The sequence below is a fragment of the Micromonospora sp. RTBAU3-60 genome (assembly GCF_054963695.1).
In genome coordinates this window covers 137,491-153,625 of the sequence record NZ_JBUEGB010000001.1, presented here as the reverse complement: position 1 = coordinate 153,625, position 16,135 = coordinate 137,491, and the positions used below count along the sequence as shown (strand labels likewise).

Sequence of the window (16,135 nt, the reverse complement as noted above, 5' to 3'; positions counted from 1 at the left end):
GGATGGATCTGGAGTTCAGCGGCGAGCTGTGGTTCTGGCGGGGGCCCGCGCCGTGGCACTTCGTCACCGTCCCCGACGAGCAGTGCGGTGAGCTGGAAGCGGCGTCCCCCTCGGTGACGTACGGCTGGGGGATGATTCCGGTCGCGGCGCGCGTCGGCGCCACCGGCTGGCGGACGTCGCTGTTCCCGAAGGACGGGCGGTACCTCGTGCCGGTGAAGGCGTCGGTACGGAAGGCCGAGGGGATCGAGGTGGGCGAGGTGGTGACCGTCCGCCTCACCGTCGACGTGTGACCGGCGGCGGGTGCGGGCCGCTCAACTCGCCCGCACTGCGCCGCCGTCGCCGCTGCCTCAGCGGCGGCTATTCCGCCGGGTAGCTCCACCGGCCCCGGTGCACGACCTCGTCGACCGGCCGGCGCCGGTTGCGGAGGTCACGGGGCGGCTCGTCGCTGTAGCCGATCGAGATCGCGCCGATCGGGGTGAACTGCGGCGGCACCCCGAACGCCTCGCGGTACGCCTCGATCCGGTCCACCGGCATGCCGAAGAAACACGCGCCCAGCCCGGCGTCGACCGCGGTCAGCAGCATCAGCAGGGACGCCATGCCGGTGTCGATGTCCCAGTAGGGGGCGGGCCACCAGGCGTCCGACCGATCGACGAAGCCCTTGTCGGGCTGGGCGTAGCGGTCCAGGTAGGCGTCCTTGTTCGAGTGGGGAACGATCAGCAGTGGCGACTCGACCCGGGCCGCGAACCAGTTCTCGGGCCCTTCCTCGGGCCGTACGGCGTCCCGGAACCGTGCGATGTCGGCCGGGTTGTCGAGCACCAGGAAGCCCCAGCCCTGGGAGAAACCTGCCGACGGCGCCCGCAGCCCGTTGTGGACGATGCGCTCGACGACCTCGGGGGGAACCGACCGATCCGGGTCATAGCTGCGCACCATGCGTCGCCGCCGGACCACATCCTGAAAGTCCATGACCGCAACCTAGTTGCTCGGCCGGCTCGGCGCGGCCCCGCGCACCGCTGCGAGCGGGGGCCCTTCGCCTCATGATCGAGGCGCTGCCGAATGCCCCGCCCACTGCCAATATGATCATGGCAGCTGTCGGGCGCGTGGCCGGGCGGCGGGGTGACCTGAGGGGGCGGCGATGACGGCACGAACAGGCACCCGTCGCCAGGCGGGCCTGAGCGCGCTGTATCTCGGGGTCTTCGCGGCCCTCTGGTTCAGCGTGCCGAAGGCGGAGCCGCCGCTGCACATGTTGCTGGTCATCCTCAGTGTGGCAGCCCTGCTGACCGCGGTCGTCGGCGCTGTCGTGGCCGGGGGTCGCGGTGCCCGCGAGGCCGATGCGACGCCGCGAGACCGGGCCGCCGACCGGCGCTACCTGCTCATCGTCGTCGTGGAGTTCGCCCTGGCCGGGCTCGGTGCTTGGCTGCTTTCGCTCGTGGGTGGGTCGGCCTTCATTCCGGTTCTCGTCGGTGCCGTCGTCGGCCTGCACTTCCTGCCGCTGGCGCCGGTGCTGCGCGATCCGCTGCTGCGGCCGCTCGGCCTGGCGGTGTGCCTGGTCGCGCTGGTCGGCCTCTTCGTCGGGCTCGGCTCGACCGCGCTGGTGGGGCAGGTCGTCGGCACCGGCGTCGGCCTGCTGCTGCTCGGCTACGCCGTCATGGCGCTGTTCCGCGCGCGGGTCTCGCCCCGCTGACCGGGTCGCCGGGCCGGTAGCACCCACGACCTGCCGGGCTGGGCTTCAGCCTGCTCTCAGCCTGGGCGTGGAAGTTTGCGGCACATGACAATCCACAAACGGTACGAGTCGCCGCAAATACGGCAGATGCTCAACAAGGTCCCCGAGGTCACGGTCTACTTCTGGGTCATCAAGGTCCTCTCGACTACGGTGGGCGAGACGGCGGCGGACTTTCTCAACGTCAACCTTCATCTCGGCCTGACCGGCACCACGCTCGTCATGACCGTCGCGCTGGTCGCGGTGCTCGTCTGGCAGTTCCGGACCCGGCGCTACGTGGCGGGGGTCTACTGGTTGGCGGTGGTGCTGGTCAGCATCGTCGGCACGCTGATCACGGACAACCTGACCGACGGCCTCGGCGTCCCGCTCGAGGTGAGCACCGCGGTGTTCGCCGCGGCCCTCGGCGTCACCTTCGCCGTCTGGTACCGCAGCGAGGGCACCCTGTCCATCCACTCGATCGTCACCGCCCGCCGGGAGGGTTTCTACTGGGCGGCGATCCTGTTCACCTTCGCGCTCGGCACCGCAGCCGGCGATCTGCTGTCCGAAGGCTTCGACCTGGGCTACTGGCGGTCCGGGCTGATCTTCGCCGCGCTGATCGCCGTGGTCGGGGCGGCGTACGCTTGGTCGTGGCTGAACCCGATCCTGGCGTTCTGGATCGCCTACGTGCTGACCCGCCCGCTCGGCGCGTCGCTCGGTGATTACCTCTCGCAGGGGCGCGACGACGGGGGCCTCGGGGTTGGCCCCGTGATCACCAGCGGTCTGTTCCTGGCCACGATCGTTGTCCTGGTCAGCTACCTGGCCGTGACGAAGCGGGACGCGCCACTACCGCTTCTCACGCGCGGCGAGAAGGACCTGGCAGCGCGGCGGTGAGCGCCGGCGTCGCCGCCTCCCGCCGTGCCCGGATCGGCGACGGCGACGCCGACCCGATGGGGAACCGCGGGTCTGCGGAGGGAGGGAGGGGAACCGGTGCGAGTGCTGGTCGTCGAGGACGAGACCGCCCTGGCGGAGGTGATCCGCGCGGGGCTGGTCGACGAGGGGCTGGCCGTCGACGTGCAGCACACCGGCCCCGGCGGGCTCTGGGCGGCCAGCGAGAACACCTACGACGTCGTCGTACTCGACATCATGCTGCCCGGTCTCAGCGGCTACGAGGTGTGCCGCCAACTGCGCTCGCGCGGGGTGTGGACCCCCGTGCTGATGTTGACCGCGAAGGAGGGCGAGTACGACCAGGCCGACGCCCTCGACCTCGGCGCCGACGACTACCTGACCAAACCGTTCTCCTTCGTGGTGCTGGTGGCCCGGCTCCGCGCCCTGGTCCGCCGGGGCGCCCCCGCGCGCCCGGTGGTCCTGGCCGCCGGTGACCTGACGCTGGATCCCGCGCGGCGGCTGGTCGCCCGGGCGGGACAACCGGTCCGGGTCACCGCCCGCGAGTTCGCGCTGCTGGAGTTCCTCATGCGCCATCGCGGGGACGTGGTGTCCAAGACCCAGATCATCGAGAACGTCTGGGACGCTCACTTCGACGGCGACCCCAACATCGTCGAGGTGTACATCGGCTACCTACGCCGCAAGATCGACCAGCCGTTCGGCCGGTCGGCCATCCAGACCGAGCGGGGGATGGGGTACCGGTTGGCGTCCGATGGCGGCTGACGGGGGCAGCACTGTCATGGCGGGCAGGTCGTTCCGGCGCACGGTTCGGTGGGTGCGCAGCCGCCTGGGGGTACGCCTGCGTTCGGCCTTGGCCGCCGCCGTGGTGGTGGCGTTGGCCTTCGCCGTGGGCGCGGCGGCGTTCGTCTACGTGGCCCGCGCGGACCTCGCCGGCAACGTGGACGCCGCCGCCGGGCAGCGGGCCGCCGAGGTGGCCTCGGCGGTGGCGGCCGGCGACCAGACGGCCATTGCCCAGACCTTGAAGCCCAGCCCGGGGGAGCAGACCCTGGTGCAGGTCCTTGATTCCTCGGGTCGGGTTGCGGCCGCCTCGGCCGCGCTCGCCGGTACCGCGCCGCTGTCCCCGCTGCGCCCCCGCCCCGGCGAGGTGCTGCACGAGCAGCGGATGCTGCCGTTCGCCGACGAGGACCCGTACCGGGTCGTCGCCGAGGGGGTCGCCGTCGGCTCCGGTACGACGACCGTGCTGGTGGCGCAATCGCTGCGACCGGTGAACGAGAGCACCGAGGCGGTCGCCGCCATCCTGGCCGCCGGACTGCCACCGATGCTCCTCGTGGTCGGCGCGGCGGTCTTCCTGTTCGTCGGTCGGTCGCTGCAGGCGGTCGAGGCGATCCGTCGCCGGGTCGCCGGCATCACCGCCCGCGACCTGCACGCCCGGGTTCCGGTACCGACCGCGCACGACGAGGTGGCGGCGCTCGCCGAGACGATGAACAGCATGCTCGACCGGCTGGACACGGCGGCGGCGAGCCAGCGGCGGTTCGTCGCCGACGCCAGCCACGAGCTGCGCAGCCCACTGGCCACCCTGCAGGCCGGCCTGGACCGGCTGGCGCTGGCCCCGCTGACCGGCACCACCCCGGAGTTGGTCGGGCTGCTGCGCGACGAGACCGAACGCCTCGGCCGCCTCGTGTCCGACCTTCTGCTGCTCGCGCGCATCGACGAGCACGGACCCACCCGCCGGCACGACGACGTCGACCTGGACGACCTTGCCTACACCGAGCGGAACCGGATCGCCGCCCGCCGGCCCGACCTGACCGTCCGCGCCCATCTCGCCCCGGTGCGGGTCGCTGGCGATGCCCACGACCTCAGCCGGGCCCTGCGCAACCTGACCGACAACGCCGCCCGACATGCGCGCTCCCAGGTCTCGTTGGAGGTTTCGATACGTGGCGGGTGGGGTTGCGTCGAGGTTGGCGACGACGGGCCGGGTGTCCCCGAGGACCAGCGGGAACGCATCTTCGACCGGTTCGTCCGGCTGGACGACAGCCGTGCCCGCGCGGACGGCGGAAGCGGCCTCGGACTGCCGATCACCCGGGAGATCATCGCGGCGCACGGCGGAACGGTGCAGGTGGTGCCCGGGCCGGGCATGACCGTCCGCGTCCTCCTGCCGCTCAGCCGTACCGCGCACTGACCGACCGTTTCAGGCTCCTCTCAGGTGCCGGCGGGCAGGCTGGCGGCAGCCGGCCGTGCGGGGGAGCCGGGTTGACCAGGAAGCGTTGAGCGATGAACTACCACCTGTTCGAGCTGATCAACGCCGCAGCCGGGCGCAGCGACACCATCGACGACATCTTCGAATGGTCGGCGGTGTGGCTGATCTTCGTCCTCGGCGCCGTGGCGGCGGTGCCCGTGCTGCGGGCCCTTCGGGCCCGACCGGGCGCCGTCGTGCGGGTCGCGGCCGTGCTCGCGGTGGCCTTCGTGGTCGGGCAGGTCGTCGCCGCCGTCAGCACCGAGGTGCGACCGTTCCAGACCCACTCGGTGCACCAGTTGATCCCGCACGCCGCGGGGCCGTCGCTGCCCAGCGACCACGCCACGGCGGCGTTCGCGGTGGCGTTCGCGGTGGGGGCGTTTCTGTCCCGGCGGTGGGGGGTAGCGCTGACGGTGTTGGCCGCCGTCGTCGGGTTCGCCCGGATCTGGGCGGGGGTGCACTACCCGGCGGACATTCTCGCCGCGGTGTTCATCGCCGCCGCCGCGGTCGCCGTCGTCCACGCCGGTGGGCGGGCGTACGACCGGTGGGCGCAGCAGCGGCGTCCGCGTCCGACCGTCGGTCAGTAGTCGCACGTTCCCTGCCCCTCATGGAGCAGCGACTGGTGGTTGCTTCCCTTTCTAGAGCTGTCGACAATGGACTGTTGTGGGTACTGTGTATCGGATCGGCGTGTTTGCTAAGCGGGTGGGCCGCTCGGTCGTGCACACCTTCTCTGGCCGGCTGGACGGTCTGCGCCGCTACGGGAAGGAATTCAGAGGGGCGGATCTGACCGTGGGGGATGATCGGTGAAGGTCACCCGGATCGCCTACTCGGTTCGGCTGAATCCGGGGAAGTACGCCGCGCTGGTGGAGCAGGCCCGTCGGTTGGGTCGGGTGCGTAGTGAGGTGTGGCAGCGGTACGGGTCGATCACAGGTGTGGGGTCGGGGTTGCGGGATCGGCAGGTGCGGGACCGGTGGCTGGCTGACGGCACGCACGCGTTGTTTGGTGTGTTGGCGAATGCGTGGAAGGAAACCGTCCGCGACGCGATGGCCGACATCGGAGCGAACCTGGAGGCGGCCAAAGTGCAGGTCCGGCGGGCGATCATCCGACGCACGAGCGATCCGGCCGAGCGCAAGCGAATGTTCGGCGCGCTGAAGGCCGACCAGTGGGCCGCTGATCCGTTCCTGGCACGGCAGATGCGCAAGCATTGGAAGCGTGGCCGCAACCGCATCCACGATCAGATCGTGGTGCGCGCCGACAACTACAACACCCTCGTCGATGGGCGGGGCCGGTTGTGGCTGGCGATCCCCGGCCTCGAACCTCGCAAGATGGTCAAGATCCCGCTGTCCACGACGGTCGCGCCGACGGGGACGTTGCGGCTGATCCTGCGCCGGGGTCGGGTGCAGGTGCACTATCAGATCGACGCGGCGGGGATGCGGTCGTCGCAGCGGCCGTGCGGCGACCAGAGGGTCGGTGTGGACAAGGGCTACACCGAAGCCCTCACCGACTCCGACGGGCAGCCCCACGGTGAACAGCTCGGCGACCTGCTCACCCGTGAGTCGGACCGGTTGAAGGAACGCAACCGGCGGCGGGCGAAGCTCCGCTCGATCGCCAACACCGCCGCCCTGCGTGGCGACCACGCGAAAGCCCACCGGATCAGAGCCAACAACCTTGGCACGGTGAAGCGGGACCGGCAGGCCGCTCGGCATCGGGCGCGGGTGCGTACGGAGATCTTCACCGCCGTGCACGAGGTCGTCGACAAAGCGAACACGGTGATCGCCGAGGACCTCACCAAACGCTTCACCGCACGCAAGAAGCTACCCAAGAACATCAACAGGCGTCTCGCCGCGTGGACCAAAGGCGTCACCGCCGAGGCGCTGAAAAGCGTGTCGGAGCGCAGAGGTTCTGCGCTCGTTCCCGTCAACGCCGCCTACACCTCACAAACCTGCCACCGCTGCGGCACCTTCGGGCGACGCAGCGGGGACCGGTTTCACTGCACTACGTGCGGGGTGGTGTGGCAGGCAGACGTGAACGCCGCGATCAACATCCTGCAAAGAGCCAGCGACCCCGACATCGCCCTGCACACCCCCCACCATCGGGTGAAGCAGATCCTGCAGGACCGGACCGATCGCCACCGGACCAGACTGCCGGTCCAGGACTCCAGCGCGGCACCAGCCGAGCGGAGAGCGAATTATCCGAACTGCTCAGCAATGAGCAAGAAGTAGGAAGCAGGTGCCCGTGTCAGTGCTGCTCGCAGCGGGTCCCGCCGTCCTCAACCCCGAGTGGCTGATCTCCAGCTTCGGGCTGATCGGCATCCTGGCGGTGGTCTTCGCCGAGTCCGGTCTGCTGATCGGGTTCTTCCTCCCCGGCGACTCGCTGCTGTTCACCGCCGGGCTGCTCGTCGCCGACGGCCGTTACCTGCACCTGCCGCTGTGGCTGCTCTGCTTGCTGGTGGCGGTCGCCGCCGTCGCCGGCGATCAGGTGGGCTACCTGTTCGGCAGGCGGGTCGGGCCGAGCCTGTTCCGCCGACCCAACTCGCGGCTGTTCCGGCAGGAGAACGTGCAGGGGGCCAACCAGTTCTTCGCCCGGTACGGTGCCCGGTCGATCGTGCTGGCCCGGTTCGTGCCCATCGTGCGTACCTTCACCCCGATCATCGCCGGCGTCTCCCGCATGCACTACCGGACGTTCCTGATCTTCAACCTTCTCGGCGGGGTGCTGTGGGGGGTGGGCGTCACCGTCCTCGGCTACTTCCTCGGCCAGATCACCTTCGTCAAGGCCAACATCGAGGTCATCCTCGTCGGCATCGTCGTGGTCTCCGTCCTGCCCATCGGCATCCAACTGCTCCGTTCGCGAGGCAAGGTCGCCGACACCGACCCGGCGGAAGTGGCGCGACGATGATTCCTCCACCGTCCAGCAGCGGCGTTTGTCTGCTGGCGGAGTAACGCCCTGGCGCGACTCCGCCAGCGCCAACTATTCACCGGGCTGCGACGGCGGCGATAGAAACTTTCGCATGTCATTTCCCTTACAGCCCGCTGGTTCTGGCCGGGCCCGGCGTCGGTTGCTCGCCGCGGCGACAGCGGCCGGACTGATCGCCGGCGGCCTTGCCGCGATCCCGGCGCCCGCCACCGCGGCAAGCCCCGGTACGGCCCCCAAGAGCGCCACCAGGTCCACGCACACCATCACCCTGATCACCGGCGACGTGGTCACGGTGACCACCTCCGTCGGCGGCGCGGAAACGGTCGATGTCGACCGGCCCGACAACGCCACCGGCGGCGTTCACCTCCAGCAGAGCGGCGGTGACCTGTTCGTCCTGCCCGACGAGGCACTGCCCCTGCTGACCAGCAACAAACTGGACCGGCGGCTGTTCAACGTCACCGACCTCATCGAGATGGGGTACGACGACGCGAACACCGCGAGCGTCCCACTCATCGCCACCTACGGGCCGGCAACGGCGCGCGCGGCCAAGCCGGCCGTCCCGCAGGGCACCAAGCTGGTCCGCGACCTGCGGCAGGTCGGTGCCGCGGCGCTGGCGACGGACAAGAAGCAGGCCCGCACGTTCTGGACCACCGTCGCGCCGGTCGCCTCCGGGTCCAGACCGGCGCTCGGCGCCGGGATGGCGAAGCTCTGGCTGGATGGCCGGGTCACCGCCAGCCTCAAGGAGAGCGTGCCGCAGATCGGCGCGCCCGAGGCGTGGGCCGCGGGGTACGACGGCCGCGGGGTGAAGGTAGCGGTGCTGGACACCGGGATCGACGCCGGTCACCCCGACCTGGTCGACCAGATCGACGGCAAGGTGAGCTTCGTGCCGGGCGAGGACACCTCCGACGTCAACGGGCACGGCACCCACGTCGCCTCGACGATCGTGGGCACCGGCGCGGCCTCCGGCGGCTCGTACAAGGGTGTCGCGCCGGGCGCGGACCTCATCGTCGGCAAGGTGCTCGGCAACGACGGTTTCGGCCAGGACTCCTGGGTGCTCGCGGGTATGCAGTGGGCGGCCGAGTCCGGGGCGGACGTGGTCAGCATGAGTCTGAGCGACTCGACGCTCTCCGACGGGACCGACCCGATGGCGGTCGCGGTCGACACGCTCTCCGCGCAGTACGGCACGCTGTTCGTCATCGCCGCCGGTAACGCCGGGCCGCAGAGCATCGGCACGCCCAGCTCCGCCGCCAGCGCGCTGACCGTCGGCGCGGTCGACAAGCAGGACCGGTTGGCGTACTTCTCCAGCACCGGTCCGCTGGTGCGCAGCGGCGGGCTCAAGCCGGACATCACCGCGCCCGGCGTCGACATCACCGCCGCGCGTTCGCAGCAGATGACCACCGGCTCCGGCCCGTACCGGACGATCAGCGGCACCTCCATGGCCACCCCGCACGTGTCGGGCGCCGCGGCGATCCTGGCCCAGCGTCACCCCGACTGGTCCGGTGCGCAGCTCAAGGAGGCGCTGATGAGCAGCGCGAAGGGGCTGGCTGCGGGATACACGCCGTACGAGGTGGGCACCGGCCGCCTTGACGTCGCCGCCGCCGTACGCACCGGCGTCCGGTCCAGCGGCTCGGTCTTCTTCGGCAACTTCGACTGGCCGCACGAGCCCACCGACGCCCCGGTGACCAAGCAGGTGACGTTCACCAACTCGGGCAGCGCCGGGGTGACGCTCAACCTCGCCATCACCGGTGCGGGCCCGTTCTCGCTCGGCGCTACCTCGGTGACGGTGCCCGCGGGCGGGAGCGCGACCGTGCCGGTCACCGGGGACCCGACCAAGCCCGGGACCGGCCAGTTCACCGGCTACCTCGTCGGCACCGACGCCGCCACCGGCACCGCCGTCACGCGTACCTCGCTGGGGCTGCTCAAGGAGGACGAGCGCTACGACCTGAAGGTCAAGCTGATCGGCCGGGACGGCAAGCCCGCCGCCTCGACCGTCGTGATCAAGAAGGCGGGCGAGTTCTACCCGTGGGTGTACAACATCGACGGTGAGACCACGCTGCGGATGCCGCCGGGCACCTACACGGTCGAGTCGACGCTGGACGTGCCCGGTGAGCGGGCCGACTCGCTCGGTCTGGCCCTGTTGGTGGACCCGGAGACCGTGCTCGACGGCTCCGGAGCCGAGGTGGTGCTGGACGCGAGCAAGGCGCGCCTGCTGGACACCGTCGCGCCGCAGCGCAGCCAGGACCGGCAGCGCAAGCTCGACTACACCGTCAAGTACGCCAACGGCGACAGCTTCCGCGACGGGTTCATCGTGCCGATCATGTACGACGACCTCTACGTCTCGCCGACCGACAAGGTCACCCAGGGGTCGTTCACGATGGTCACCCGGTGGCGCAAGGGTGAGCCGCAGCTGAGCGTGGACGTCCCGGGCCTGCCGCCGGTGGACGTCACCGTCCAGCCGGGCAGCACGCTCACCGCCGGTCGGGAAACCCTTCCCATGGTCTACGCGGGCACCGGTGCGGCGAGCGAGTACGCCACGCTCGGCGCGAAGGGCAAGGCCGTGGTGGTGACGCGCAGCGACGCGGTCAGCGCCAAGGACCGTACCGCCGCCGCGGCGGCCGCCGGGGCGAAGCTGCTGCTGGTCGTCAACGACGGCGTCGGCGTGCTCAACGAGTCGGTCGGCCAGTCGCCGATCCCGGTCGCCACCGTGCACCGCGACGCCGGAGCGCAACTGGTCGCGCTGGCCAAGACCGGCACGTCGCCGGTGATCACCAACCAGGTGCCCTACGCGAGCTACCTCTACGACCTGACCCGCGACTACTCCGGGCAGGTGCCGGACCGGTCGCTCAGCTACCACCCGACGCGGCAGGACCTCGCCCAGATCGACGCGCGCTACTACAGCGTCACCGAGGGAATGGAGGGCGGCGGCTACCGGTACGACGTCACCTTCACCCCGTCGCTCGGCTTCGCGGAGCGGGAGTGGCACCCCGCCACCCGTACCGAGTGGGTCACCCCGGGCCAGGTCTGGCACGAGTCGCACGTTCAGGGCACCTGGACGGACACGGCTAACCGCAACACGTACGCCAAGGGCAGCACCACCCGGCAGGACTGGTTCGCCCCGGCGATCCGGCCGGCGTTCAACCGGGCGTTCGCGGTGCAGAACAGCCGCTACCGCGACAACATGACGATCAACGTGCAGGCCTGGAGCCCGTCCGGGGATGGGCTGGAGCACGGCGGAAACCTGGAGTACGGCTCGGTGCCGGTCAATCTGAAGCTGTACCAGGGCGAGCGGCTGCTGCACGAGAACAAGTACTCGTCCTCCCTGCAGTGGAAGGCGGTGCCGGCCGGCACCCTGCCCTACCGCCTGGTGCTGGATGCGTCCCGCCCGGCGGAGCAGTGGCGGCTGTCGACCCGTACGCACACCGAGTGGGACTTCGTCTCCAGCTCCAACGAGGCGGACAACTTCGAACCGTTCGCCCTGCTGCAGATGGAGTACCGCCTCGACACCGACCTGCACGGTGACGTGCAGGCTGGCACCACCGAGCAGATCCGCCTCAAGCCGATCCCCCAGGCGGGCGGCGGACCCAGCACGGGCAACGTCACCTCGGTGACCCTCGAGGTGTCGTACGACGACGGTGCCACCTGGCAGCAGGTGACGCTCAGCAAGGACGCCGGCTGGTGGAACGGCGCACTCAAGCTGGCGAAGCAGCCTGGCGGCTTCGTCTCGGTGCGGGCCAGCGCCACGACCGATGCCGGGTTCAGCATCAAGCAGGAAATCATCCGGGCGTACGGCCTGCGGTGAGACCGTTCGAGGGGCCCCGGGACGGCAACGTCCCGGGGCCCACCCCGGCTGATCGCCCGATTCCGGGAGCTGTTCAAGATCTATCACGGTGGCGCATACTCATACACCAGCAACGGGTGGAGGGGAGGCGTCCGCCGATGCTGGGTGCGTTGGGGCTGACCAGTGATGAGGAGTCCGTTTACCGCCAATTGGTCGGGCGGTCATCCGCCAGCTCGGTCGACCTCGCGGATGCCACCCGCCTGACCGAAGCGGCGGTCGAAGCGGCGTTGTCGCAACTGATGGCGGACGGGCTGGTGAAGCGCACGCCCGGTGGCGAATTCTCGGCCGCGCCGCCCGCGGTGGCGCTCGGCGCGCTGATCAGCGAACGCCGGGACGGCCTGCACACTGCCGAGCTGGCGCTCGTCACCCTCGCCGAGGAACACCGCGTGGCGATGGCCGGCCGGAGCATCAGCGAACTGATCGAGGTGGTCACCGGAGTCGACGGCGTCCGGCACCGGTTCGCGCAGGTGCAGCACGCCGCCCGGACGCAGGTGCGCAACTTCGTCACTGCGCCGTTCGTCGCCGTGCGTCCCGGCACCAACACCCTGGAAACCGTGATGATGGACCGCGGGGTGGAGTATCGGGTCGTGCTGGAACGAGCGGCGCTCGCCGAACCCGGCATGATCGCCGAGACCGTCGCGTCGCTGCGCAAGGGCGTCCAGGTGCGGGTGGTCGAGTCGCTGCCGATCAAGCTCGTGCTGGCCGACGCCGAACTGGGCCTGGTGCCGTTGACCGTCGAGTCGGGTGGCGAGCCCGGCGCCGTACTCCTGCACCGCAGCGGCCTGCTGTCCGCCATGGACGCGTTGTTCGAGATCGTGTGGCGCCACGCCCACCCGCTCGACGTGTCGGCGCTGGGCGGGCTGACCGATGGCGATGTCACCTCAGTGGATCCGCATGGTCCGACGGAGCTGGACCGGAAGATCCTGGCGCTGCTGCTGGCCGGGCTCACGGATCAGGTCGTCGCCAGCCAGCTCGACGTCTCCTTGCGGACCCTGCAGCGTCGGCTGCGCCACCTGATGGACCTTGCCGGTGTGAAGACCCGGATGGAGCTGGGCTGGTACGCGGCCCGCCACGACTGGGCGTAACTCCCACAGCCCGGGGAAGGGCAGCTGTCCGCCGTTCCGCAGGTGTAACGAGGCCAGCCATTGATCCCTTCGCTAAACCGGTCTAGCATCTCCCAAACCGGTTTAGCGACCTGCGTGGTCGCCCAAGCGGGTACGGGAGGGAGGTCGAGCTGGTGACCCAACGCCGACCGACGATCACCGATGTCGCCCGTGCCGCCGGAGTCTCCAAGGGCGCGGTCTCCTTCGCCCTCAACGGCCGGCCCGGGGTGGCCGAGGAGACTCGACGGCGGATCCTGGCGGTGGCGAAGGAGCTGGGCTGGACCCCGAGCCACCGGGCCCGGGCCCTGTCCGCCTCGCGGGCGTTCGCCGTCGGGTTGGTGCTCGCCCGCCCGCCGGAGTTGCTCGGCGCCGACCCGTTCTTCCCCGCCTTCATCGCCGGCGTGGAACGCGTCCTCGCCGAGCGGAACCAGGCGCTGGTCCTCCAGGTCGTCACCAACCGGCGGGCCGAGAAGGACGGCTACCGGCGGCTGGCCGCCGACGGGCGGGTGGACGGCGTGTTCCTGCTGGACCTGCGGGTCGCCGATCCGCGGATCGCCCTGCTGGAGGAGCTGCGGCTACCCGCCGTCACCCTCGGCCGCCCCGACGTGGCCAGCCCGTTCCCGGCGGTGCTCGTCGACGACCGGCCGGGGATCACCGCCGCCGTACGGCATCTGGTGGGGCTGGGGCACCGGCACGTCGCGCACGTCGCCGGGCCGGAGCACTTCCTGCACGGCGCGGCGCGGCGGGACGCCTGGGAGAACGCGCTGCGGGACGCCGGGTTGCCGCCCGGCCCCTGTGTGCCCTCCGACTTCTCGGCGGCCGGGGGAGCCCGGGCCACCCACCAGCTGCTGGACCTGGCCGACCCGCCGACCGCGGTCATCTACGCCAACGACGTGATGGCGATGGCCGGCATGGCGGTGGCCCGGGAACGCGGCCTCGACGTCCCCGGCCAGCTCTCGGTCACCGGCTTCGACGACACCGAGCTGGCCGCCCACATCAGCCCGGCACTGACCAGCGTCCGGACCGACCCGTCCGGCTGGGGCGGCGTCGCCGCCCGTACGTTGCTCGACCTCATCGACGGCACCGGCGGCCCGGACGTCGAGATGCCTCCCGCGCAGCTCGTCGTCCGCGCCTCCACCGCTGCACCACCACCCACACCACACCAGTCGCCGTGACCCGCCGCCCGGGCATCGCCCAGGCCCGGTCGCTGCAGCGTCACGGCAGTCGAGATCGGAGACCGATATGAGACGTACCGTCCCCGCCGCGTTCCTGGTCCTCTCCCTCGGCCTCACCGCAGGCTGCGGTGACGGCGGCTCCGGCACCAAGGCCGACTCCTCGGCCAAGGGGCCGATCACCATCTGGCTGTCGAACAACAAGGAGGAGCTGGCCTGGGGCAAGGCCATGGTCGAGGCGTGGAACGGCCAGCACGCCGACCAGAAGATCACCGCCCAGGAGCTTCCGGCCGGAAAGTCCTCCGAGGAGGTCATCGGCGCGGCGATCACCGCCGGCAACGCGCCGTGCCTGATCTTCAACACGGCGCCGGCCGCCGTGCCGCAGTTCCAGAAGCAGGGCGGCCTGGTCGCGTTGGACGACTTCGACGGCGCCGCCGACTACATCAAGCAGCGCACCGGTGCCGCCGCCGACCAGTACAAGTCCCCGGACGGCAAGTTCTACCAGCTGCCCTGGAAGTCCAACCCGGTGATGATCTTCTACAACAAGGAGATCCTCGCGAGGGCCGGCGTGGACGCGGAGAACCCGCCGCTGTCCACGTACGACGACTTCCTCGCCACCGCTCGTAAGATCAAGTCGTCCGGCGCCGCGCCCGCCGCGATCTACCCGGCCCCGAGCAGCGAGTTCTTCCAGTCGTGGTTCGACTACTACCCGCTGTTCGCCGCGGAGACCGGCGGCAAGCAACTGGTCGAGAACGGCAAGGCCCAGTTCGGCTCGCCCGAAGGGCTGCGGGTCGCGGAGTTCTGGAAGAAGCTCTACGACGAGGGCCTCGCGCCGAAGGAGAAGTACAACGGCGACTCGTTCGCCGACGGCAAGGCCGCGATGGCCATCGTCGGCCCGTGGGCGATCGCGGTGTACGGCCAGAAGGTCAAGTGGGGGGCGGCCCCCGTGCCGACCTCCGCAGGCAAGCCCGCGGCCGAGGTCAAGACCTTCAGCGACGCCAAGAACGTCGCCATGTACTCGGCCTGCAAGAACCGCGCCACCGCGTGGGAGGTGCTGAAGTTCGCCACCAGCAAGGAGCAGGACGGCGCCCTGCTGGACGCCACCGGCCAGATGCCGCTGCGGGCCGACCTGCCCTCGACCTACCCGGACTACTTCGCGAAGAACCCGGCCTACCAGACCTTCGCCGAGCAGGCCGGGCGCACCGTCGAGGTGCCGAACGTGCCGAACTCCATCACCATCTGGCAGACGTTCCGGGACGCGTACTCGGAGTCGGTGATCTTCGGCAAGCGGCCGGTGGCCGACGCGTTCGGCGACGCCGCGAAGAAGGTCGACGGGCTCGCCGGCCAGCGATGACCGTCCACCTCACCCGGGGTACGCAGCCGCGCCCCGGCCACCGACGGGTGACGGCCCTGCTCGGCCGTCACCCGGTCGGGCTGGCCCTGATGGCCCCGTACGCGGCCTACCTCCTGCTGGTCTTCGCGTACCCGTTCGGGTTCGCCGTCTGGATGAGTTTCCACGACTACTTCTTCGCCGCGCCCGGAGCCCAGGTCGAGCGTCCCTTCGTCGGCCTGGAGAACTACCGCACCGTGCTCGGCGATCCTGGGGTCCGGCAGGCGTTCGGCAACATCCTGGTCTTCCTGCTGATCAACGTCCCGCTCACCGCGGCGCTGGCGCTCACCCTCGCCGTGGCGCTCAACCAGGCCATCCGGGGGCGCACCTTCCTGCGGGTCGCCTACTACGTGCCCTACGTGACGGCCAGCGTCGCCGTGGTCGGGGTGTGGCTGTTCCTGTTCAGCTCGGACGGCCTGGTCAACACGCTCCTCGGCCGGCTCGCCCCGGACCCGTCCTGGCTGGTCAACGAGACGCTGGCGATGCCGCTCATCGCGGTCTTCGTGGCCTGGAAGCAGCTCGGCTTCTTCATCCTGCTCTACCTCGCCGCGCTGCAGAACGTCCCGAAGGAGTTGTACGAGTCGGCCGCGGTGGACGGGGCGAGCGCCTGGCAGCGGTTCCGGTCGGTGACCGTACCGGCGGTCCGCCCGGCCACCACCCTGGTGGTGATCGTGGCGACCGTCACCGGCGCGAACCTCTTCACCGAGCCCTACCTGCTGACCGGGGGCGGCGGTCCCAACGGGGCCTCCACCTCGCCGGTGCTGCTGATGTACCAGCGCGGACTCGAGCAGGGCGCGCCGGACGTGGCGGCGGCGATCGGGGTGCTGCTCGTCGTCGGCGTCGTCGCCCTATCGATGATCAACCGTCGGCTGCTGGAAAGGTCCTGA

General features: G+C 70.6%; 14 protein-coding genes. 13 read left to right on the top strand and 1 reads right to left on the bottom strand.

Annotated features, from left to right (window positions below):
- Positions 1 to 2 precede the first annotated feature (2 nt).
- Positions 3 to 290, top strand: coding sequence for a DUF1905 domain-containing protein (locus tag ACY34I_RS00635; protein ID WP_148798459.1), 288 nt, complete (start codon positions 3 to 5; stop codon positions 288 to 290).
- Between the two features lie 67 nt (positions 291 to 357).
- Here ACY34I_RS00635 and ACY34I_RS00630 read toward each other — a convergent pair whose 3' ends face one another.
- Positions 358 to 963: a nitroreductase family protein gene (locus ACY34I_RS00630; protein ID WP_462751383.1), complete on the bottom strand. Its 606-nt coding sequence runs from the start codon at positions 961 to 963 to the stop codon at positions 358 to 360.
- A 169-nt stretch (positions 964 to 1,132) separates the two neighbouring features.
- Between ACY34I_RS00630 and ACY34I_RS00625 the strand changes: the two genes are divergently transcribed.
- The 12 genes from ACY34I_RS00625 (at position 1,133) to ACY34I_RS00570 (ending at position 16,135) form a co-directional block, all read left to right on the top strand.
- Positions 1,133 to 1,681, top strand: coding sequence for a hypothetical protein (locus tag ACY34I_RS00625; RefSeq protein WP_462751381.1), 549 nt, complete (start codon positions 1,133 to 1,135; stop codon positions 1,679 to 1,681).
- An 84-nt stretch (positions 1,682 to 1,765) separates the two neighbouring features.
- Positions 1,766 to 2,587: a COG4705 family protein gene (locus ACY34I_RS00620; RefSeq protein WP_462751379.1), complete on the top strand. Its 822-nt coding sequence runs from the start codon at positions 1,766 to 1,768 to the stop codon at positions 2,585 to 2,587.
- A gap of 96 nt (positions 2,588 to 2,683) precedes the next feature.
- Entirely contained in the window at positions 2,684 to 3,361 is a 678-nt protein-coding gene (locus tag ACY34I_RS00615) for a response regulator transcription factor (RefSeq protein ID WP_148798455.1), read from the top strand.
- Between the two features lie 52 nt (positions 3,362 to 3,413).
- Positions 3,414 to 4,778, top strand: a complete 1,365-nt coding sequence (locus ACY34I_RS00610; RefSeq protein WP_462751377.1) for a sensor histidine kinase — start codon at positions 3,414 to 3,416, stop codon at positions 4,776 to 4,778.
- Between the two features lie 92 nt (positions 4,779 to 4,870).
- Positions 4,871 to 5,419 (top strand): phosphatase PAP2 family protein, encoded by a 549-nt coding sequence (locus tag ACY34I_RS00605; protein ID WP_462751375.1) that lies wholly within the window; start codon positions 4,871 to 4,873, stop codon positions 5,417 to 5,419.
- 216 nt (positions 5,420 to 5,635) lie between these two features.
- Positions 5,636 to 7,054 carry an RNA-guided endonuclease TnpB family protein gene (locus ACY34I_RS00600; protein WP_462751373.1) on the top strand — a complete coding sequence of 473 codons (1,419 nt, stop codon included), beginning with the start codon at positions 5,636 to 5,638 and terminating at the stop codon, positions 7,052 to 7,054.
- A 19-nt stretch (positions 7,055 to 7,073) separates the two neighbouring features.
- Positions 7,074 to 7,727: a DedA family protein gene (locus ACY34I_RS00595; RefSeq protein WP_462751917.1), complete on the top strand. Its 654-nt coding sequence runs from the start codon at positions 7,074 to 7,076 to the stop codon at positions 7,725 to 7,727.
- 112 nt (positions 7,728 to 7,839) lie between these two features.
- Positions 7,840 to 11,544: a S8 family peptidase gene (locus ACY34I_RS00590; protein ID WP_462751371.1), complete on the top strand. Its 3,705-nt coding sequence runs from the start codon at positions 7,840 to 7,842 to the stop codon at positions 11,542 to 11,544.
- On the top strand, positions 11,541 to 12,668 hold the full coding sequence (locus tag ACY34I_RS00585) for a helix-turn-helix domain-containing protein (protein ID WP_462751369.1): 1,128 nt from the start codon (positions 11,541 to 11,543) through the stop codon (positions 12,666 to 12,668). The genes ACY34I_RS00590 and ACY34I_RS00585 overlap by 4 nt, the downstream gene beginning before the upstream one ends.
- A gap of 152 nt (positions 12,669 to 12,820) precedes the next feature.
- A complete protein-coding gene (locus ACY34I_RS00580; RefSeq protein WP_462751367.1) occupies positions 12,821 to 13,861 on the top strand; it encodes a LacI family DNA-binding transcriptional regulator in 1,041 nt (346 codons plus the stop codon).
- A 67-nt stretch (positions 13,862 to 13,928) separates the two neighbouring features.
- Positions 13,929 to 15,212: an extracellular solute-binding protein gene (locus ACY34I_RS00575; protein ID WP_462751365.1), complete on the top strand. Its 1,284-nt coding sequence runs from the start codon at positions 13,929 to 13,931 to the stop codon at positions 15,210 to 15,212.
- Positions 15,209 to 16,135, top strand: coding sequence for a carbohydrate ABC transporter permease (locus ACY34I_RS00570; RefSeq protein ID WP_462751363.1), 927 nt, complete (start codon positions 15,209 to 15,211; stop codon positions 16,133 to 16,135). The genes ACY34I_RS00575 and ACY34I_RS00570 overlap by 4 nt, the downstream gene beginning before the upstream one ends.